At 42.6% G+C, this 18,207-nt stretch carries 19 protein-coding genes and 1 tRNA gene; 8 read left to right on the top strand and 12 right to left on the bottom strand.

Going from position 1 to position 18,207, the window contains the following annotated elements:
* Positions 1–28: 28 nt before the first annotated feature.
* From HYN46_RS07430 to HYN46_RS07405, 6 genes are all read right to left on the bottom strand, one after another.
* Positions 29–871: a hypothetical protein gene (locus HYN46_RS07430; protein WP_114898786.1), complete on the bottom strand. Its 843-nt coding sequence runs from the start codon at positions 869–871 to the stop codon at positions 29–31.
* 210 nt (positions 872–1,081) lie between these two features.
* Complete coding sequence (lptB, locus tag HYN46_RS07425) at positions 1,082–1,855, bottom strand: LPS export ABC transporter ATP-binding protein (protein ID WP_407640776.1); 774 nt, start codon at positions 1,853–1,855, stop codon at positions 1,082–1,084.
* Between the two features lie 110 nt (positions 1,856–1,965).
* Positions 1,966–2,535: a lipopolysaccharide transport periplasmic protein LptA gene (gene lptA, locus HYN46_RS07420; protein WP_114898784.1), complete on the bottom strand. Its 570-nt coding sequence runs from the start codon at positions 2,533–2,535 to the stop codon at positions 1,966–1,968.
* On the bottom strand, positions 2,516–3,073 hold the full coding sequence (gene lptC / locus HYN46_RS07415) for an LPS export ABC transporter periplasmic protein LptC (RefSeq protein ID WP_114898783.1): 558 nt from the start codon (positions 3,071–3,073) through the stop codon (positions 2,516–2,518). Before lptC ends, lptA begins: the two co-directional genes overlap by 20 nt.
* Positions 3,070–3,651 carry a 3-deoxy-manno-octulosonate-8-phosphatase KdsC gene (gene kdsC / locus HYN46_RS07410; RefSeq protein ID WP_114898782.1) on the bottom strand — a complete coding sequence of 194 codons (582 nt, stop codon included), beginning with the start codon at positions 3,649–3,651 and terminating at the stop codon, positions 3,070–3,072. The genes lptC and kdsC overlap by 4 nt, the downstream gene beginning before the upstream one ends.
* A complete protein-coding gene (locus HYN46_RS07405; RefSeq protein ID WP_114898781.1) occupies positions 3,652–4,653 on the bottom strand; it encodes a KpsF/GutQ family sugar-phosphate isomerase in 1,002 nt (333 codons plus the stop codon).
* A gap of 321 nt (positions 4,654–4,974) precedes the next feature.
* Between HYN46_RS07405 and cysS the strand changes: the two genes are divergently transcribed.
* The gene (cysS, locus tag HYN46_RS07400) at positions 4,975–6,435 is read left to right on the top strand and encodes a cysteine--tRNA ligase (RefSeq protein WP_114898780.1); all 1,461 of its coding nucleotides are present in this window, start codon (positions 4,975–4,977) and stop codon (positions 6,433–6,435) included.
* 88 nt (positions 6,436–6,523) lie between these two features.
* Positions 6,524–7,192, top strand: coding sequence for a class I SAM-dependent methyltransferase (locus tag HYN46_RS07395; RefSeq protein ID WP_114898779.1), 669 nt, complete (start codon positions 6,524–6,526; stop codon positions 7,190–7,192).
* Positions 7,193–7,248: 56 nt separating this feature from the next.
* Here the strand turns inward: HYN46_RS07395 and HYN46_RS07390 are convergent, their stop codons facing one another.
* Positions 7,249–7,977 carry an HORMA-1 domain-containing protein gene (locus HYN46_RS07390; protein WP_162818115.1) on the bottom strand — a complete coding sequence of 243 codons (729 nt, stop codon included), beginning with the start codon at positions 7,975–7,977 and terminating at the stop codon, positions 7,249–7,251.
* A 237-nt stretch (positions 7,978–8,214) separates the two neighbouring features.
* Between HYN46_RS07390 and HYN46_RS07385 the strand changes: the two genes are divergently transcribed.
* The 4 genes from HYN46_RS07385 to proB all read left to right on the top strand — a co-directional run bounded on the left by HYN46_RS07385 (position 8,215) and on the right by proB (position 12,108).
* Entirely contained in the window at positions 8,215–8,532 is a 318-nt protein-coding gene (locus tag HYN46_RS07385) for a helix-turn-helix domain-containing protein (protein WP_114898777.1), read from the top strand.
* 2 nt (positions 8,533–8,534) lie between these two features.
* On the top strand, positions 8,535–9,440 hold the full coding sequence (locus HYN46_RS07380) for an ImmA/IrrE family metallo-endopeptidase (RefSeq protein WP_114898776.1): 906 nt from the start codon (positions 8,535–8,537) through the stop codon (positions 9,438–9,440).
* 161 nt (positions 9,441–9,601) lie between these two features.
* Positions 9,602–10,813, top strand: coding sequence for an Obg family GTPase CgtA (gene cgtA / locus HYN46_RS07375; RefSeq protein ID WP_114898775.1), 1,212 nt, complete (start codon positions 9,602–9,604; stop codon positions 10,811–10,813).
* Between the two features lie 179 nt (positions 10,814–10,992).
* Positions 10,993–12,108, top strand: coding sequence for a glutamate 5-kinase (gene proB, locus HYN46_RS07370; protein WP_114898774.1), 1,116 nt, complete (start codon positions 10,993–10,995; stop codon positions 12,106–12,108).
* Positions 12,109–12,122: 14 nt separating this feature from the next.
* Here proB and HYN46_RS07365 read toward each other — a convergent pair whose 3' ends face one another.
* From HYN46_RS07365 to HYN46_RS07360, 3 genes are all read right to left on the bottom strand, one after another.
* Complete coding sequence (locus tag HYN46_RS07365; RefSeq protein ID WP_114898773.1) at positions 12,123–13,364, bottom strand: DUF1615 family protein; 1,242 nt, start codon at positions 13,362–13,364, stop codon at positions 12,123–12,125.
* Positions 13,365–13,630: 266 nt separating this feature from the next.
* Positions 13,631–13,768: a hypothetical protein gene (locus tag HYN46_RS17240; protein WP_162818114.1), complete on the bottom strand. Its 138-nt coding sequence runs from the start codon at positions 13,766–13,768 to the stop codon at positions 13,631–13,633.
* A gap of 165 nt (positions 13,769–13,933) precedes the next feature.
* Positions 13,934–14,009 (bottom strand) — tRNA-Thr (locus HYN46_RS07360).
* A 168-nt stretch (positions 14,010–14,177) separates the two neighbouring features.
* Here HYN46_RS07360 and HYN46_RS07355 point away from each other — a divergent pair.
* Positions 14,178–15,050: an ATP-binding protein gene (locus HYN46_RS07355; protein WP_114898772.1), complete on the top strand. Its 873-nt coding sequence runs from the start codon at positions 14,178–14,180 to the stop codon at positions 15,048–15,050.
* A gap of 143 nt (positions 15,051–15,193) precedes the next feature.
* Here HYN46_RS07355 and HYN46_RS07350 read toward each other — a convergent pair whose 3' ends face one another.
* Positions 15,194–16,210 carry a glycosyl transferase family protein gene (locus HYN46_RS07350; protein WP_114898771.1) on the bottom strand — a complete coding sequence of 339 codons (1,017 nt, stop codon included), beginning with the start codon at positions 16,208–16,210 and terminating at the stop codon, positions 15,194–15,196.
* A 200-nt stretch (positions 16,211–16,410) separates the two neighbouring features.
* Between HYN46_RS07350 and HYN46_RS07345 the strand changes: the two genes are divergently transcribed.
* On the top strand, positions 16,411–17,553 hold the full coding sequence (locus tag HYN46_RS07345; protein WP_114898770.1) for an acyl-CoA dehydrogenase family protein: 1,143 nt from the start codon (positions 16,411–16,413) through the stop codon (positions 17,551–17,553).
* Positions 17,554–17,643: 90 nt separating this feature from the next.
* On the opposite strand, the gene pal is transcribed toward HYN46_RS07345, so the two are convergent.
* Positions 17,644–18,186 carry a peptidoglycan-associated lipoprotein Pal gene (gene pal / locus HYN46_RS07340; protein ID WP_114898769.1) on the bottom strand — a complete coding sequence of 181 codons (543 nt, stop codon included), beginning with the start codon at positions 18,184–18,186 and terminating at the stop codon, positions 17,644–17,646.
* Positions 18,187–18,207: the final 21 nt, after the last annotated feature.

Raw genomic sequence — 18,207 nt, 5'->3', positions numbered from 1 at the left:
GGTTATCCATCCTTGGTCACCAACCTAATTAGCTGGTTTTCTTGACCACTTTTTTCTTTGTTTTCTTCTTAGTCGCTTTAGTGGTTGTTGTAGCAACTGCAGCAGTAGTCGCTGCTGCTGCAACAGGGGCTGCAATTTGTGCCGGAGCTGGAGTCGGCGTTACGGTTGTTGAACCGGGGCAGTTTTTGTATTTTTGATAAACCTTGATCTCAGCCGTTTGTTCATTCATTTTTTCAAGATTTTTGATCTCGATGTCTAATGCGTTGCTATTTGCATTGGGATCACCTTTCATATTCTGATAAAGCTTGGCATATTCGCCAGTCTTTCCACCGCGCTGAGCAAGTATCAATGCACCAATATCAGCGGCAGCACTGGCTTGGCTTTTTTGCTGACCTTGTTCCTGTTTTACTGTCGCAAGTAAGTCAGTAGCATTAGCTTTGGTTTTATTGATTGCATTATTAGTTCGTGTTGAAGCCAGCTCTAACCCTAAACAATCCATACCTTTGAGATCATTATCAGAATACAGTACAGGTTGAGTCGTCAGACTTGTATTTGTAGTTGCTGCTCCGCCAAGACCTAATGCACCGGCATATTGTCCAAGCTGACCAAGCCCACCGCTATTAGATGGGGATGTCGAATTTGCTGCACCTTGTTGTCCACCGAATGCACCAGCAATTTGCCCAATCTGATTATAGGTTCCACTATTGTTTCCGCCTTGAGCACCCATTGCCGTTGCAACTTGTCCAATGGCATTGATGGTTTCAGTGTTATCTGCAAATACTGGAGCCGTTATTACACATAGACCAGCAAGCAGCGTTATGCGAGTCATGAGGAGAGTATTTGATTTAAAAGTCATAGTGAGTGCGCCCATGTGATCATCCATATTTTTGAATAATGAAAATTATTTTGAAACTTGCGAAAAATATAACGTATTAATGCTTCAATAATTTTAAAACATCTATTGAAATTAATTAAACAGAATAGCCATAAACAATAAAAAAATCATGACCTTTACCGTCATGATTCAATTGATATTTTGTAATGAGATGTATTTATGTCTAGTGATTAAAACTATCCATAGTCAGACCAGCTTAAAGTCATCACCCAGATAAACTTGACGAACAAGCTCATTGGATAAGACTTCTTCCGGAGAGCCTTCGGCAATCACTGCGCCTTCACTAACGATATATGCTTTTTCGCAAATCGCAAGCGTATCCCGTACGTTATGGTCAGTTATAAGTACACCGATGCCACGGCACTTCAGACCCTGAATAATCTTTTTAATGTCGGCAACTGAAATAGGGTCAACCCCAGCAAAAGGTTCATCCAACAAAATAAATGTAGGATCCAAAGCCAAAGCCCGTGCAATTTCTGCACGTCGACGCTCACCACCAGAAACACTCATGCCCAGTGAGTTGCGTATATGCGTAATGTGGAACTCTTCAAGAAGAGCCTCTAAACGTTCCTTACGCTGGGCTTTACTCAATTCATCACGGGTTTCCAGAACTGCCATGATGTTATCAGCAATTGACAGCTTGCGAAAAATTGAAGGTTCTTGGGGCAGGTAGCCAATACCGCGCCTAGCACGTTCATGCATGGCTAAAGAAGATAAATCTTTATCATCGAGGAAGATGCGTCCGCGATCCATTTGCACGAGACCAACCAGCATATAGAAACTGGTTGTTTTGCCAGCACCATTCGGTCCCAAAAGCCCAACAATTTGACCACTGGTCAGTTGAAAAGAAACATCACGCACAACCTGACGTTTATCATAGCTTTTAGCGAGATTTTCAATCGTTAATACTTTATGCACGATTGCTGATGCAGGCTGCTTTGTTTCCATTTCGGAGGGCATGATTAAAACCTATAGTAAGAGCTCTGTGCCTAATGGCTTACAGTAAAAAAATGTAAGCATCTATTTTCATAAATAAATTATAAACCTCTCAAAACATGATTGAGAAGGTCTTATTTTGATTTCACACTGGAGGGGGTCCGTGTCGCACTAGGAGGAATGACCATTTGGACTCGCTGTTGTGCATTACCATTCCCTTCGATATCCCCTTGAGTCATACCGTAGCGTAAAGTATTGCCAACAAAGCTTGAACCATCTTGATTCAATTTGGCATTTCCAGTTAATGTGACTTGAGAAGATTTTGCATCATAAAACACCTGATCGCCTTCTCCATACACGATCCCCTTATCAGGATTAATTTTTTGTTGGAATTTAGCTGGCTTTCCAGTCGCGGTGACATCTTTGATGGACTTATTTTGATCAAGATTTGCAATTACTGAATCAGCTTGTAAGCGAATGGTCCCTTGAGTGATCACGACATTACCAGTATAAACAGTCACGCCTGTTTGTTGGTTATACACCGCACGATCCGCCTCAAGGTGGACAGGTTGATCATGGTCACTTTCAAGAGCATAAACATATTGACTGATTAAAAATGACGCAAATATGCCAACACTGCTCAGCAATATGCGCGGTATTGTTAACTGAACTTCGGATACAAATCTACGGACGGGGAGTTGCATAAATTCCTCTTAATTTGAAAAATTCGTATTGACCTATATTGAGGTCAGCGCGAACGCCTTGTGAGACGAGATTAGATTGAGCACTTTTTATCGTGACGACTTGATCCGTATCTACTTGCTTGGTCTTTGGGTAACCATTCATGACTGTGGTATACAAATCAGTAGGCGCTTTACCGTCTTTTGCCAATTGTTGCACATGTACATTACCGGTGAGTACGACTTTGTCATTATTTTGAAAGCTCACGCCTTTATCCGCATTTAAGGTGGTTTGTGGTAAGCCGCCCTTATACCAAGTCGACGTAATTTGATCGAGTTCCATGCGATCGCCATCAGGGTAGTGTCTTAAAGCATCCGCTTGTAATTGATTCTGTATTTGACCTTGCTCATCAGTTTGACGTGCATTGATGGTACTGGCTGAAAAGTCGATGTCAGAATGTGTCGCTACTTGCTTTTGTACTTTTTCGCGATTTAATGAATAAAAAAGTACGGATGCAGCCATAAAAATCAATGCAATCAAGTAAAGAATTCGAGTACTCATGATTTACTCTTAGCGAGTGAGTGCTTGGAAGTATGATGGATCGCAAATGAGCGTGTGTAGTGCGTCAGTAAATCGTCGTAATGACCTTGAGCTTGAAGTAGTAAATCACAAACTTCACGTACAGCTCCTTGACCACCTCGGTTTTGTGTCACGAAATGTGCACGTTTTCGAACTTCGGCATGTGCATTTGGAGCAGTTAAAGCTAAACCGACTAAACCGAGCGCCGTTAAATCGGGCCAGTCATCACCCATATAAGCCGTCTCAAGTAAGTCAATATTTAGTTCTTGGCAAAGTGTGCGTAGAGCAACGCCTTTATCCTCTCGGCCTTGAATAATATGGGTAATGCCTAAAGCTTGCATACGATTTTGGACAATATTGCTCGAACGCCCAGTGATAACGCCAACAATGATGCCAGCATCCTGAATACATTTGATCCCAAAGCCATCCTGAACATCAAAAGATTTGAGCTCTTCGCCACTATTGGTGAACGTTAACCGCCCATCACTAAAAATACCATCAACATCAAGGACAAATAAACGAATTTGTTTTGCACGCTCTTGGACACTATACGATGCCATTTACATTACCCCAGCTTGCAGCAAATCATGCATATTGAGTGCACCGACCAATTGGCGATCATCATCGAGCACAAGGATACTGTTAATTTTACGCTTCTCCATGATAGCAAGCGCTTCAGCAGCAAGAATTTGGGCAGTTACGGTAATGGGGTTTTTAGTCATGAGCTTTTCGATCGGCTGATCTAATAAATCATGTGACAATGCGGACTGCTTAAGTACACGGCGTAAATCACCGTCAGTGAATAATCCAAGTAGGTGTTTAGATGTCTCGTCAACAACCGCAGTCATTCCTAGCCCCTTTTTGGTCATCTCAAGCAGAGAGTCTGCAAGGGAGGTTCCTGTCGTCACCATGGGTATCATATCGCCGTGATGCATGATATCGGAGACCCGTGTTAACAGTCGGCGTCCTAATGCACCGCCTGGATGAGATAGTGCAAAATCATCTGCAGTAAAACCGCGAATATCAAGAAGCGCAACGGCTAAGGCATCACCTAAAACTAGCGCTGTGGTTGTACTTGAGGTCGGAGCAAGACCGAGTGGGCACGCCTCATTGCTTTCGCCAGATGTTAGAGCAATATCGGCTAAACGTGCCATGGTTGATTTTTGATTACGGGTGATGGTAATTAAGGTAATTTGATGACGCTTTACAACAGGAAGTAGCGTTAAAATCTCAGTGCTTTCACCAGAATTTGAAATGGCGATTAAGACATCATTTTTGGTTAACATACCCAGATCGCCGTGACTGGCTTCGCCAGGATGCATAAAAAATGCGGGGGTTCCTGTTGATGCAAATGTTGCCGCGATTTTTCGTGCGATATGGCCAGACTTGCCCATGCCGGTCACGACCACTTTACCTGTACATGCTAATAGAACATGACACGCTTTTTCAAAGCGCTCATCTAACTCGCCTTTAAGAACATCAATCGCATGTTGTTCTGTTGCAATCGTTGCAAATGCAGAATCCAATAAACTTTTAGGTGCTGGTTTTAATGTAATAGGCATTGGGTTAACCGAGTTCACAAACAAGTTCCAGATGATTGATATAGATATACGCCATTATGGCAAAAACAGTGCCGTGCACGCAAAGTGATTCTACAGTCATTTACGCAGCGCTTATACCTTAATTGTCAACGTGTTCATACTTTTAATAAAGCCAGAATTTGTTGGCTTTATTTTTTGGTGCCATTTCGTGGCAAATCGTGCTGTTTTACACGTACCTTCATACTTTAAGATATGTTACTTTATTACAAGAGCTTTTATTTAAAGCCTTTATCTTGTAGCTTGCCCCCTGTTTTTTTCTTTTTATTCTTTAAAGGATGTTTCATGACCACCGCAACTGCTCAGCCCTTAACCTCGTTAGTTCTCCATAACTCAGAAACACGACGCAAAGAAGTATTTGTACCGCGTGTTTCAGGCGAGATTGGGTTGTATGTTTGTGGTATGACCGTTTATGACTATTGCCATATCGGACACGCTCGCGTCATGGTCTCTTTTGATTACATGGTTCGTTTCTTGCGTGCGCAAGGTTGGCGGGTCAAATATGTGCGTAACATTACGGATATTGATGACAAAATCATTGCTCGGGCAAATGAAAACAATGAATCCATCCAATCATTAACAACACGTTTCATCGACGCAATGAACGAGGATGCTGATCGTTTAGGTTGCGCACGTCCAGATCAATCGCCACTTGCAACCGAATATATTGACGAAATGCAGGGCATGATTAGCACTTTGATAAAAAAAGATCATGCCTATGCCGTTGAGGGGGGGGATGTCTATTATGCAGTTAATTCATTCCCACGTTATGGACGTTTGTCTGGTCGTGCGCAGGAAGATTTACAAGCAGGTGCCCGAGTTGATGTCGATAGCGATAAGAAAAATCCTGCCGACTTTGTCCTTTGGAAAGCGGCTAAACCTCACGAGCCTTCTTGGCAATCTCCATGGGGAATTGGGCGTCCAGGCTGGCACATTGAGTGCTCAGCCATGTCGACTTGCAATTTAGGAAATCATTTTGATATTCATGGTGGTGGCGGAGATCTATTGTTTCCTCACCATGAAAATGAGATCGCGCAGAGCGAAGGAGCCACAGGCGAGACATATGTCAATACATGGCTACACGTTGGCTTTGTTAATGTCGATGGTGAAAAAATGTCGAAGTCATTAGGCAACTTTTTCACTATTCGTGATGTGATGCGACAGTTTGCACCAGAGGTCATTCGTTACTTCATTGTTGGAAGTCATTACCGTAGTCCACTCAATTTCTCGGACAGTGCATTAAAGGATGCAAAGCAAGCACTTTCGCGGTTTTATCAAACGCTAAAAGCGACCAAAGAGCTACATGTAACTGAAATTAAATTACATGAAACATATGAAAAAGTTATCGGTAACACTTTGGAGCGTTTTAATGCTGCCATGAATGATGACTTTAATACACCTGAAGCTTTGGCAGTATTATTTGAGTTAACACGTGAAATCAATAGAGTATTGCGACTTGAAACCATCGAAGAACGCACACAAGCGTTACCGTTAACGCAGCATCTACGCGATCTGGCTGGAATTCTCGGATTATTGAACAGCAATCCGGTAGACTTCTTACAAGGTGAAGCTGATGCGGGGCAAGGTCTCACGAGTGAACAAATTGAGCAGCAAATTGAAGCACGGCAAGTAGCAAAAGCTGCACGCGACTTTGCGAAGGCTGACCAGATTCGCAAAGAACTGTTAGATGCAGGTGTGGTTTTAGAAGATGGTAAAGGGGGGACAACCTGGCGCCGTGGTGAATAAGCGTAAATCATTCTGAGTAGGCGACATTCAGAAAAATGTCGTCTATTAAGTATAAATCTTTAGATATTTAAAATAAGAAGTAATCATCATGAATGAATCAGCCAGTCAAAGCGAAGTCGAAGCAGGTCAAGCTGTTTATTCAAAATATACGCTTATGGCTTACGATGCATTTGTTCTGGGATTTTCTAATCGATATCTCTGGCGATGCCCAACTACGCATATTGAACAGCTCTACAGAAAGCATATCACTTCAAATCATTTAGATATTGGTGTTGGAACGGGGTATTTTCTTGATCATAGTCCGTTCGCATCAGCACCTCGCATAGCATTGATGGACCTCAATCCACAAACTTTAGCTTTCTGTTCGAAGCGTATTGCAAGATATTCCCCTGAAATTTATCAACGCAATGTGCTGAAAACGATAGAAATTGATGCTAAGCCATTTGATTCAATTGCCATAAACTATCTGCTTCATTGTTTACCAGGTAATATTGCATCCAAAGCAGTTGTCTTTGATTACATCAAGCCTCTGATGAAGCCTGAAGGAGTAGTTTTTGGCTCCACAATTCTTCAAGGTGATCTTCCACGCAACTGGGGTGCAAAAAAGCTAATGGCTTTCTATAATAAAAAGGGCATTTTTTCGAATCAACATGATCAACTAAATGATCTAAAGCAAGCATTAAACGATCGCTTTACAGATGTCTCAGTAAAAGTCGAAGGATGTGTTGCCTTATTCTCGGCAAAAAAATATCAATAAAAAAGAGCCAAATAATGGCTCTTTTTACATCCAGATCGCATAGTTCTAATCTTACATTAAGAAAAAATCTTGCGTTGGATCGCATAGCCATTACAGGAGTAATCACGATCAATATCTGCTTTTAGCTGCTGATGACTAATATCACTATACGATGTTTGCCATGAAGCGATAAGCTGATTTTCGATATCTGTTTGAGCAGCAAGGGTATAAGCAGTTGTATACTTTAAAACAATACGCAGTATCGGCTGGTCTGATGCCTTTGAAGAAACGCAAACACCATTTGGCCGCATAGATAGATGCTTTTTAGATGATGTATTAAGTTCAAAGCGATAAGCTTTTCGTTCAACATATTTCTGCTGCACATGACTCATGGAATCGGGTACCAAAAAACTAAAATCAACATATTGTAGATAGCCTTGCTCAGCTAAAAGTTCAATATCATGGCAGTATTGCTCGATTTTCTTATCCGTCAACTCATACATCTCACGAATACCTTGTTGATTCACAATTGATTTTAGATCATGAATCATACGTTGCACGACATATTGTACATCCTGAACTGGATATGTCTTATCAACCACATTTTCAGCCTGAATCGTTTTCATCTTTCGACGAGCATGGATACTCAGTCGGAGTGCCTGCCAACGACTTTGTTCTTTTCTGGGTGTTGCAAATGGTGTATGAATATCGTGTACATAAATATTCGTTTGTGGCTGTGTATATGCATGACTACTGTATTGATTAAAGCCTTGGCCGAATGTGCGTGTTGAATGCTCTAGCATCATGTTCCATTTTTCATCATGAAAAACGGCAGTTTGAGTGTGCTTGTTCATAACATTGCCTCTTTAAATCATCGTTGATTAATGGATTGAAGCTAGCGCATGTAGCTAACGTTTTTTGTAAGATACATCTAACGATTTTATCTGTCAACTAGTGACATACATATATGTTCGGGTGTATCTTATACATAGCGTCTAACACCCTTATATTTTAGAAATTTTATTTTTTTTGGAGAGTTAAAAATGTCTTTAGGTTCAAAGCTAAATGAGCTACGCGCCAAAAAAGGGGAGTCTTTGCAGCAAGCAGCTGATAGCTTAGGCATTACTAAGACCCATATTTGGGAACTTGAAAAAGGTAAAAGTGCTAACCCTACAGCCGAATTGCTCAAGAAATTGGCGGACTACTATAAAGTAACCGTTGATTTTTTGATCGATCCGAATCAATCAGAACCTGGATTGAATGATGAGGCGATGGTGTTCTATCGTGATTTGAAATCGCTTGACCAGAAGGATCAAGAAGTGATACTTAATGTGATGAAAACATTACGTGGAAAGGGGTAGCGGTGACGAGTGCATTAACGCTTGATTTGATGGAACTGGATGACAAGAAAACACCATCCGATGTGGTAAATGAGATTCTCAAGCAGAATCCCAATCTGTCTTACCCATTTCCACTCGAAGCGTTTGCGACACTCGCCGGAATTGAGTCTATCAGTGAACTTACAACCGATGGTTTTGAGGGGATGCTGATTACCAACCCTGAGAAATCACGCGGTGCGATCATGATTAAAGCAGGAACATCGTATCGCAGAAGACGTTTTACTATTGCACATGAATTAGGGCACTATTTGCTGCCATGGCATAGACAAGAAAGCTTTCGCTGTAAATCCTCTGATATTAAAGATAATACAGAAAATCGTTCGACATCTACTACTCATAGTTTAATGACGATAGAGATCGAAGCCAATAATTTTGCTTCTGAGCTTCTCATGCCTCAGTCTGAATTTAAGCGCATTTTAGATGAGTATGGAACGCCAGAACTTATAGACATATCTGATTTAAGTGATTTTTTTGATGTGAGTTTTGAGGCTGTTATTCATCGTTATAAAGTACTTACTGACTACCCACTTGCATTTGTTTTCTCACATCAAAACACCGTACGCTACTGGGTTAAAAGCGGGGTTATGCCATATTCTTTAAAAGTGAGAAAAGATCAACCACTACCGCTTCGCTCACCCAGTAGACAGGCGGGTGAGTACATTTCTGATTGGGAAGCAATCCCAGCGCATATCTGGCTTGAACCTCACAATGAGTTTGATTTCCCCAATAAGATTTTAGAACAAACTATTTATCAATCCGCAGGTTATAAAGTCACCATGCTTTATGTAGAAAGTCTAGCCGGACTTGAGAAAGATAATGATATCGAGCCTGATGAACCGCAATACACTATCGAACCGTACTACGATTAAAACCACTTAACCATTCAATCTAATTCATTTAAAATCGACGTCACGAATGATCGTGCTAAATCACGCCAGACTTTTAGACATAGTTGTGGCATAATATGCGGTCGTGAAAAACACGTATCAAATATTTACCAACCATATATCAATAACGCGGGAGCAATGCCATGCGCTTTGTCGATGAAGCAGTGATTTATGTCGAAGCAGGCGCGGGTGGCAATGGCGTGGCCAGCTTTCGACGTGAGAAATATATTCCGTTTGGCGGCCCAGATGGCGGTGATGGTGGAAAAGGCGGTGATATCATTATTGAAGCTGATGTAGACGCCAATACCTTAGTTGACTATCGTTACACTCGTAAGTTTCGTGCTAATCGCGGTAATAATGGCCGCGGTGCAAACTGCTCGGGACGTGGCGCTGATGATGTCATTCTTAAAGTACCTGTTGGAACAACGGTCGTTGATGTCGCTACTGGTGATGTGATCGGTGATTTAACTCAAGGCGGAGATCGCTTGTTGGTAGCCGCTGGTGGCGGAGGCGGACTTGGGAATACTCACTTTAAAACCTCAACAAATCGTGCACCACGTAAAGCATTGCCCGGATTTGCTGGTGAAGCACGTGATATCCGCTTGGAACTTAAAGTCATTGCTGATGTTGGGCTCTTGGGTTTGCCCAATGCCGGCAAATCAACGTTTATCCGCGCTGTGAGCGCAGCTAAACCTAAGGTTGCTGATTATCCATTTACCACGCTGGTTCCAAACCTTGGTGTGGTCGACGCAGATCGCTATCGCTCATTTGTGATGGCTGATATTCCTGGACTGATTGAAGGGGCTGCTGAAGGCGCTGGACTAGGCATTCGCTTTCTGAAACATCTAGCCCGTACTCGAATCTTACTGCATCTCATTGATGTACAACCTGTTGATCAGTCGGATCCTGCGCATAATGCCAAAGTCATTATCGACGAACTGGCTCGATTCTCTCCTGCACTTGCTGAACTTCCAATGGTTCTGGTCTTGAATAAACTCGATCAAGTCCCAGAAGAAGAACACAATGCGATTTGTACTCATATCGTCGCAGAATTAGGCTGGACTGGACCCGTATTCCGTACTTCAGGCCTCACGGGTGAAGGAACAAAAGCTGTGGTCTATTACCTGATGGACCAAATTGATCTTGAGCGTGAACGTGAAGCTGAGGAACCAGACTTTGCTGAAGCTCAGCGCCAACGTCGCCAACGTCTTGAACAAGAAACCCGTGAAAATGCGATTGCTCAACGTGACGCACTGCGTGCGGCACGACGCGCTGAACGTGAAGCCGCAGGCGAAGACGATGATGACGATTGGAATGAAGATGACTATGATGTTGAATATGAGTATGTTCGCTAATCCAATTTAGCCACATGCATAGGGAAGGTAATGAGTCATTATCTTCCCTATTTTTTTTGAAAAAAATGGACTTCTCATAGCAAGGTTAGGACAGAGCTTCAAGAATCCCCTATAATTCCTCGCTGCACAACTCCGCAATGAGTACTGCGTTTTTTAAAGCATCACATTTAGAGCCATACATGAAAAAGCGTCAACTTGCCTGTAAACGTATTGTCGTCAAGATTGGTTCAGCCTTACTGACTGCCAATGGCCTTGGGTTGGATCGTCAAGCGATTACTAGCTGGGCCAAGCAGTTGGCAACTCTACATGCACAAGGCTGTGAAGTCATTCTGGTATCTTCAGGGGCTGTTGCTGAAGGCATGGTTCGTATGAAACTGTCAGGACGTCCTGATAATTTACCTGCATTACAAGCCTGTGCAGCAATTGGGCAAATGGGTCTGGTCGAAGCTTGGTCCTCTGCATTACTTGATCATGACATCCAGACTGCACAAGTTTTGCTTACACATGATGATTTGTCAGATCGTCAACGTTATCTTAATGGTGGCAACACCTTACGCCAACTTATCGACTGGCGCGTAATTCCTGTGATTAATGAAAATGACACTGTCGCAACTGACGAAATTCGTTTTGGAGATAATGACACGCTAGGGGCATTAGTCGCAGCGCTGGTCGGTGCTGATTTACTCATCATTTTAACGGATCAACAAGGCATGTTTGATCGAGACCCACGTAAAGATAGTAACGCGACATTACTTTCCAGCGTGCGCGCAATGGATGAAACCTTATTCGAAATGGCCGGTGGTGGCGGTGTACTCGGTCGTGGCGGGATGGTCACTAAAGTACGCGCAGCGCGTTTAGCTGCTAAATCAGGTTGCCCTACACTCATTGCCAGCGGTCAAGCAGAGCAAGTCTTATTGCGTCTCATCGATGGTGAGGAGTTAGGTACATTACTCACGCCTGATGCAGACCGTCTAACTGCACGCAAGCAGTGGCTAGCTGCACATTTACAGACCGCAGGGCGTTTGATTCTGGATGATGGCGCGATACGTGCCTTAAAAATTGATAAACGAAGTCTATTACCTGTTGGTGTACAAGCTGTAGAAGGGGCGTTTGAGCGTGGCGATGTGGTGGAATGTGTCAGCCAACAAGGGCAGCGTATAGCTGTTGGAATCGTCAACTTTGACTCAGCATCAGCAGCGCTTGTTGCACGACAGCCGTCTTCAAAAATTACCGCACTATTGGGTGAGCAGAATTCGATTGAAATGATTCATCGCGATCAGATGGCAGTTTTTTAATTTCAGAAAACAGTCTACTCATCGTCATTATCGCTTAATTTTTCAGATGTGAAGCGTAGTCTTTTACCTACACTAACGCAGTGTAGGTAACGACCATTCACTCGACTTGCGTACCAATTTGTATTGTAATCGCGGCTTAGCTTAGGTCCAGAAATAACCACCTGAGGCATGATGGCGTAAGGAGCTTGTTTATTGAATTCGTTGAGATAGATTTCATTTATTTTTTTATACGTTTCAGTTTCTTCAAGATTCTTTTCTTTTTCTTTTAATAAATCACCACGAATATTCGCTGCTGATAATCCTAAATTATTTTCACGAGCAATCATCGCAATTTGGATCTCGGTATTAGAGCGTTGGGATAACGCATTTTCATCTTTGTCATAAGAAAGAAGATCACCATCATAGGCAAGCGGAATATCCGATAACTTACTAATTGCCTGCTGAAAAGCCGCATTCCGACTGGAGTACATCCCAGAATTATAGTCTGCAAAGCGATAGATCGGCTTATCGTAAGCCGCGTCATAATCCATAAGTCTTAATATACCGTAATACATACCACCATACTGGGTATACATTTCATCACGGATGTCATCAGTCTTTTTTGAATTGTGAGGGTGGCTAAATGCAAAATTGACATGAACTTGCATCGATCCTAAGGTCTTAATCGGGTTCAAATACTCTTTCATATCATGCCCAGAAATCAAGCTTGCGGCACCTGTTAATAAGGAAAGGTTGTAGTGATCTCGGAAATAATCGAACATTTGTCGATATAACAGATCTAAATCTCTCTCCGTTTTGATTTTATCGATTTGCATCATAAAATTTTCGTCAGGCGCAGGCTTACTCTTCAACATTGCTTTGAACTTATCAACACCAGTATCCCCAAGTTTGTCTTGAATACGTTCAAACAGTGCTTCTTTGGCATCTCGCGATAGACCGGCAACTGCGGGATCAGCATGAAAATTGGATTCTTGATCGACAATCGCCACAATGCTGCAAATATTTTCAAGCGTATGAGGAACTTTTGCTTCATCCATAATGGAAAGCATATCCTTGGCCCAACCTTTGCGATCTTTGACACGTGCAGGAATCAGACGAACAACTTTGTCACTCTCAGCAAAGCGTGTAATTGGTTCCTCGTCATTTTTTTTGTCACAACTGGCGATTGTTAACGATGCTATTACAGCAAGAACTACAGGTAACTTGGATAGATGAAGTACGGATTGACGATTTGAGTGTAGAATTTTTTTTGACATTTATGACCTCATAATCCGTATGAATACAGGCTGATAAGACAGCCATTATTTAGCATTTGCAGTAGGATTCTGCATCACTTGAGTATGTCATACATTATGGAAAATTATTTTTCAAGCCAAGATATTATTTGTTAGCATTGCACTGCGACTAATTCTTGTAGAGCCTTTCCACAACGGCAATATACATATCAAAACGAATTTAACGATCATGTAAAGATCATATTTAAAGCTCATAAAAAGCCCACTTAAATAGTGGGCTTTTTCACTTACTCGACATCAGTTGGCGGGGCAGTAGGGTATGTGTGTTCGGGAACATGAGAAACTTTAGACTTCTTGCTAGGCTTCATCTTTTTATAAGCGACTACGCCTAATGTTGCTAAAGCAGCGATATAGAGGGGTTTCATAATTGACTCCTTGTGCCATGAGTGCTTAGTAATTAAGTATCTTTAATTCTAGACCCTTTATGGCATAAATTAAGGTTTACTCAAGGAAGTCGTACAGATCTTTACCCAGGGGCTTACATCACCCTGTTTGAGTATTAAGAAGTGCTTAGAGATGTAAATTGCAGATGGTGCCGGAAATAGGAATCGAACCTACGACCTTCTCATTACGAATGAGCTGCTCTACCGACTGAGCTATACCGGCTAAAAAACGCATGGAATCATACTTAAAAAGTTTTTTTGTAGCAAGGTTTACTCGCATAGGTTTCTTATAAAATACTCCCTATACTCGATCTATTATAGAATCCTCTTAAGACACACGCTATGCCTCTTTGGCAGTTATAGATTTTGAAGAATGGAACCGTGATCTACCATGAATTTATCCGAATCCCTCATTGCGCGTTTAGAACAACTCGTTGAACAGGCCCATCGTGTACTACCACCATTACCGACGCCTCCTGATTTCGATGCACCCGCATTTATTTGGCAAAACAAAAGCTTAATTTCTGTTTACTCTAAACAGCCTGTAGCTTTAAGTGATTTACTTGGGATTGAGCGTCAAAAACAGCGCATCATCCAAAATACACAACAGTTTCTGGCGGGTTTTCCTGCCAATGATGTGCTGCTCACCGGTGCCCGGGGAACGGGGAAGTCATCTTTGATTCGTGGTCTTTTAACCGACTATCAGCAGCAAGGTTTACGTGTCATTGAAGTTGCACGCGACGATTTAGCACACCTATCGCAAATTCGTTCGATGATCAGCGGGCGGCCAGAGAAGTTTATTGTCTATTGTGATGATTTGGCATTTAACGCCGAAGATGAGAATTATAGAGCGCTCAAGAGTGCTCTTGATGGCTCGGTTCAATCCAATTCTGGCAATGTACTGATTTATGCAACCAGCAATCGTCGCCACTTGCTACCTGAGTTTATGCATGAGAATCAGCCCGTAACACGTACAGATGCTGCATTCCAAGGAGAGATTCATCCGCAGGAATCGGTGGAAGAGAAGGTCTCTTTATCTGATCGTTTTGGCTTATGGCTTGCGTTTCATCCGATGGATCAAGATACCTACTTAGATATCGTGACCCATTGGCTCAATAAGCAGAATATCCCACTGGATGAAATTGCACGTGCCGAAGCTTTAAAATGGTCACTGGCACGAGGCCAGCGTTCAGGCCGTGCAGCCGCCCAATTTGCACGACATTGGTCCGGTTTAAAGTTACTTGAGAATAGCGGGTTAAAGTAATGAAGATGAGACGAACTCCTCCTGAACAAAGAGGAGTTCGTTTGAGATTAAAACTTCAATTATTTAAAGATCAAGCCCATCATAAGAGGTGTAGGTTCGACTCCTGTTTCCGGCATCATCTGCTCATTTACCAAATCAAAATATTAGATCCTTGGTCTGCTATCCCACATATTTTGAGCCAGATGCATCGCAGCTTCCATGGTTTGTGCTTTTTGAAGTGCCATCAGTGCTAAAGCAAGCGTTCCAACCACAGCTTTTTCACCATAAGTATGCTGTGATTTTCCTTTCCATACCGAGATAAAGTGATCTAGATCGAAATTCTCTTCAACATCACTGCGTGCCTCATTCAACATTTCCCATTCTGTTTCATAACTAATACCATCCTTGATGCCTAGTACCAAGGTCCGTGCATCAGGATTACGCTCAAACTCGCCCCCTTCACCCTTAATGACTGCTGCATTGGCATATCCTAAGCGGAGTGCGGTTTGTTGATGTGAAACCCGATATGCAGGGTGAAAAATGGATTGCAAGGTTACTGGGGCATCAAAAGGGTTGATAAGTCGGGCCAGCGTATGTACGGGAGAACGCAAACCCATCACATTCCGTAGCTCAATTAACTCGCCAAGTTTGGGAGAAAATACCGACAAGGGTAGATAGGCAAAATGATATTGCTCAATTGCCGCTTGAACTTCATCGGCAGATTGGCAAATAGGGAAACCTAGCACTGGAAGCACGTTTTCAGTATAAAGGCGGTTGATGGTGTGACCCGCTGCACCGTGCATAAAGACACGAATACCAGATTGTGCCAGAGTCAATGCTGCCAATAAGAACCAAGGATAATGCTTACGCTTACCCGCATAGCTTGACCAATCTAAATCGACGGAAAGGGCAGGGAGATTTAAACGTTCACGTGTAGCCGTCACAAATCCAGCCAACTCATCTACGGATTCCTCTTTAACGCGTAGCAGCATTAAAAATGCACCTAACTGCACATCCAAGACTTGGTCATCTAGAATTTGACCAAAGGCGTCTGTTGCCTCTTCAAATGTGAGTGAGCGGCTACCGCGCTTTCCCTTGCCTAATATACGGACATATTGAGCAAATGGATGCTCAACATCCTTGTATTGATTGGGTTGTGGGCGAGGTCTGGGGGTATTCATGCATTATTTCCAAAAGTGACTAAAACTGAGCTTCACCGCCAATTAAAATAGCCTTAATGATTGGCAAATTGTGCAATCCAGTTTTGCATTAATTTATCAGTCCATCATAGCGTGGCTTTAGCTTATAATCAGTGTTTTGTTGCATGTGATTTTTAATTTTCTCTTGCACTTTTTTTCAAAATACAACGTAAGGACGTCCTATGCTGGCTCATGATTCAGATCTTGAACTCTTCCGTGATAATTTCCGTCGTTTCATGCTCGATAACATTGAACCCTATTATGCAGCATGGGAAAAAGCTGGCATCATGCCGCGTGAAGTCTGGAACCAGCTGGGTGAAAACGGCTATTTATGCGTGGACATGCCTGAACAGTACGGTGGTTATGGCGTACCGACAAATTACTCCTTGATGCTGGTTGAAGAAGCTGCTCGTGCAGGTTACGGCGCATTGTCTACGGCGATCTCTGTACATTCTGAAATTACGGCACCATACATTCTACACATTGGTACTGAAGCTCAGAAACTGCAATGGATTCCAAAGCTGGTGAGTGGTGAAGCCGTTGGCGCCATTGGTATGACAGAACCTGGAGCAGGTTCTGATTTGCAAGCTATACGCAGTAGCGCAATTTTGAATGGCGATCACTATGTTTTAAATGGTTCGAAAACCTTTATCTCCAACGGTCAGCATGCAGATTTGGTCATTCTTGCCGCTAAGACAGACCCTGCTGCACGCGCAAAAGGGGTTTCTTTACTGTTGGTAGATACCCATCTAGAAGGCTTCAAAAAAGGGACTAACTTAGAAAAAATTGGGATGCATAGCCAAGATACCTCTGAGCTATTTTATGACAACGTCAAAGTACCTGCAGATCAGTTATTGGGTGCAGCAGGGCAAGGTTTTGCATATTTGATGCAGAACTTACCTCGTGAGCGTCTGGGCATTGCCGTTACAGCACTAGGTGCAATATTTGGCTGTATCGATGTAACCGTAAAATATGTCAATGATCGCCAAGCTTTTGGTCAAGCGATTGGTAAATTCCAAAACACGCGTTTTACTTTGGCTCAAGCCAAAATTGATGCATTGGCAACTGAAGCCTTTGTTCGCCAAAGCATTGAACAGTATATGGAATCTAAATTAGATGTGCCAACAGCAGCAGCTGTGAAGGCTTATGCATCCGATGTGCAATGTAAAATTGCTGATAACTTACTGCAATTATTTGGTGGATATGGCTATATGACCGAATATCCAATCTCTCGTTTCTATGTCGATGCACGTATTCAACGCATCTATGGTGGAACCAATGAGATTATGAAAGAAGTGGTTGCACGTGAATTGTTGGGTCGTTAAATACTTCGCATACTAGGCTTTTTAAAGTTTTGTAGATGTACATAAAAAAGCCCAGATTATCGATCTGGGCTTTTTACATCTCAGAGCAAATTATTTGCTTGGATCTTGTTTGTCATAACCAATTTCTACACGGCGGTTTTCTGCCCATGCTGCTTCGTTATGACCTTCGTTTACTGGTTTTTCTTTACCATAGCTTACCACTTCGATTTGGCTTGGTTGTGCGCCGTTAGTCACCAAGTAGGTTTGTACAGATTTAGCGCGACGTTCGCCCAGTGCCAAGTTGTATTCACGGGTACCACGTTCATCGGTATGACCTGTCAATGTGACATGTGCTGCACTTGAGCTTGCAAGGTATTTTGCATGGGCATTTAGTACGGCAAAATCATTTTGAGCAATTTCACTGCTATCAAGTTCGAAGTGAACAACACGACCTAAGAGCGCGCGACGTGCTGCTTCTTCTGGGCTGAGTGCTTGACCATTTAAGCCACCATCGTTACCGAGACCAGAAGTATTTGCGCCATCACCAACAGTCGCAGTCGGTGTACCAGTCGTTTTGGTTGGCTTGGAAGTACAGCCAGTGATTGCCAAAGTCGCAAGCAATGCAGATACCGCTAAAATATGAACGTTTTTCATAATCAATTTCCTTCGTTTAAA

It is taken from the genome of Aquirhabdus parva (assembly GCF_003351745.1).
Classification (GTDB): Bacteria; Pseudomonadota; Gammaproteobacteria; order Pseudomonadales; family Moraxellaceae; genus Aquirhabdus; species Aquirhabdus parva.
This window is presented reverse-complemented; position numbering and strand designations above follow the sequence as displayed.

What these genes read in the sequence shown, in the direction of transcription:
- HYN46_RS07350 (WP_114898771.1), bottom strand. Translation starts at nt 16,210, where the DNA reads ATGAATACCCCCAGACCTCGCCCACAACCCAATCAATACAAGGATGTT.
- lptA (WP_114898784.1), bottom strand. Translation starts at nt 2,535, where the DNA reads ATGCAACTCCCCGTCCGTAGATTTGTATCCGAAGTTCAGTTAACAATA.
- lptB (WP_407640776.1), bottom strand. Translation starts at nt 1,855, where the DNA reads ATGCCCTCCGAAATGGAAACAAAGCAGCCTGCATCAGCAATCGTGCAT.
- cysS (WP_114898780.1), top strand. Translation starts at nt 4,975, where the DNA reads ATGACCACCGCAACTGCTCAGCCCTTAACCTCGTTAGTTCTCCATAAC.
- cgtA (WP_114898775.1), top strand. Translation starts at nt 9,602, where the DNA reads ATGCGCTTTGTCGATGAAGCAGTGATTTATGTCGAAGCAGGCGCGGGT.
- kdsC (WP_114898782.1), bottom strand. Translation starts at nt 3,651, where the DNA reads ATGGCATCGTATAGTGTCCAAGAGCGTGCAAAACAAATTCGTTTATTT.
- pal (WP_114898769.1), bottom strand. Translation starts at nt 18,186, where the DNA reads ATGAAAAACGTTCATATTTTAGCGGTATCTGCATTGCTTGCGACTTTG.
- HYN46_RS07390 (WP_162818115.1), bottom strand. Translation starts at nt 7,977, where the DNA reads ATGATGCTAGAGCATTCAACACGCACATTCGGCCAAGGCTTTAATCAA.
- lptC (WP_114898783.1), bottom strand. Translation starts at nt 3,073, where the DNA reads ATGAGTACTCGAATTCTTTACTTGATTGCATTGATTTTTATGGCTGCA.
- HYN46_RS07385 (WP_114898777.1), top strand. Translation starts at nt 8,215, where the DNA reads ATGTCTTTAGGTTCAAAGCTAAATGAGCTACGCGCCAAAAAAGGGGAG.
- HYN46_RS07365 (WP_114898773.1), bottom strand. Translation starts at nt 13,364, where the DNA reads ATGTCAAAAAAAATTCTACACTCAAATCGTCAATCCGTACTTCATCTA.
- HYN46_RS07355 (WP_114898772.1), top strand. Translation starts at nt 14,178, where the DNA reads ATGAATTTATCCGAATCCCTCATTGCGCGTTTAGAACAACTCGTTGAA.
- HYN46_RS07345 (WP_114898770.1), top strand. Translation starts at nt 16,411, where the DNA reads ATGCTGGCTCATGATTCAGATCTTGAACTCTTCCGTGATAATTTCCGT.
- HYN46_RS07430 (WP_114898786.1), bottom strand. Translation starts at nt 871, where the DNA reads ATGGGCGCACTCACTATGACTTTTAAATCAAATACTCTCCTCATGACT.
- proB (WP_114898774.1), top strand. Translation starts at nt 10,993, where the DNA reads ATGAAAAAGCGTCAACTTGCCTGTAAACGTATTGTCGTCAAGATTGGT.
- HYN46_RS07405 (WP_114898781.1), bottom strand. Translation starts at nt 4,653, where the DNA reads ATGCCTATTACATTAAAACCAGCACCTAAAAGTTTATTGGATTCTGCA.
- HYN46_RS07395 (WP_114898779.1), top strand. Translation starts at nt 6,524, where the DNA reads ATGAATGAATCAGCCAGTCAAAGCGAAGTCGAAGCAGGTCAAGCTGTT.
- HYN46_RS17240 (WP_162818114.1), bottom strand. Translation starts at nt 13,768, where the DNA reads ATGAAACCCCTCTATATCGCTGCTTTAGCAACATTAGGCGTAGTCGCT.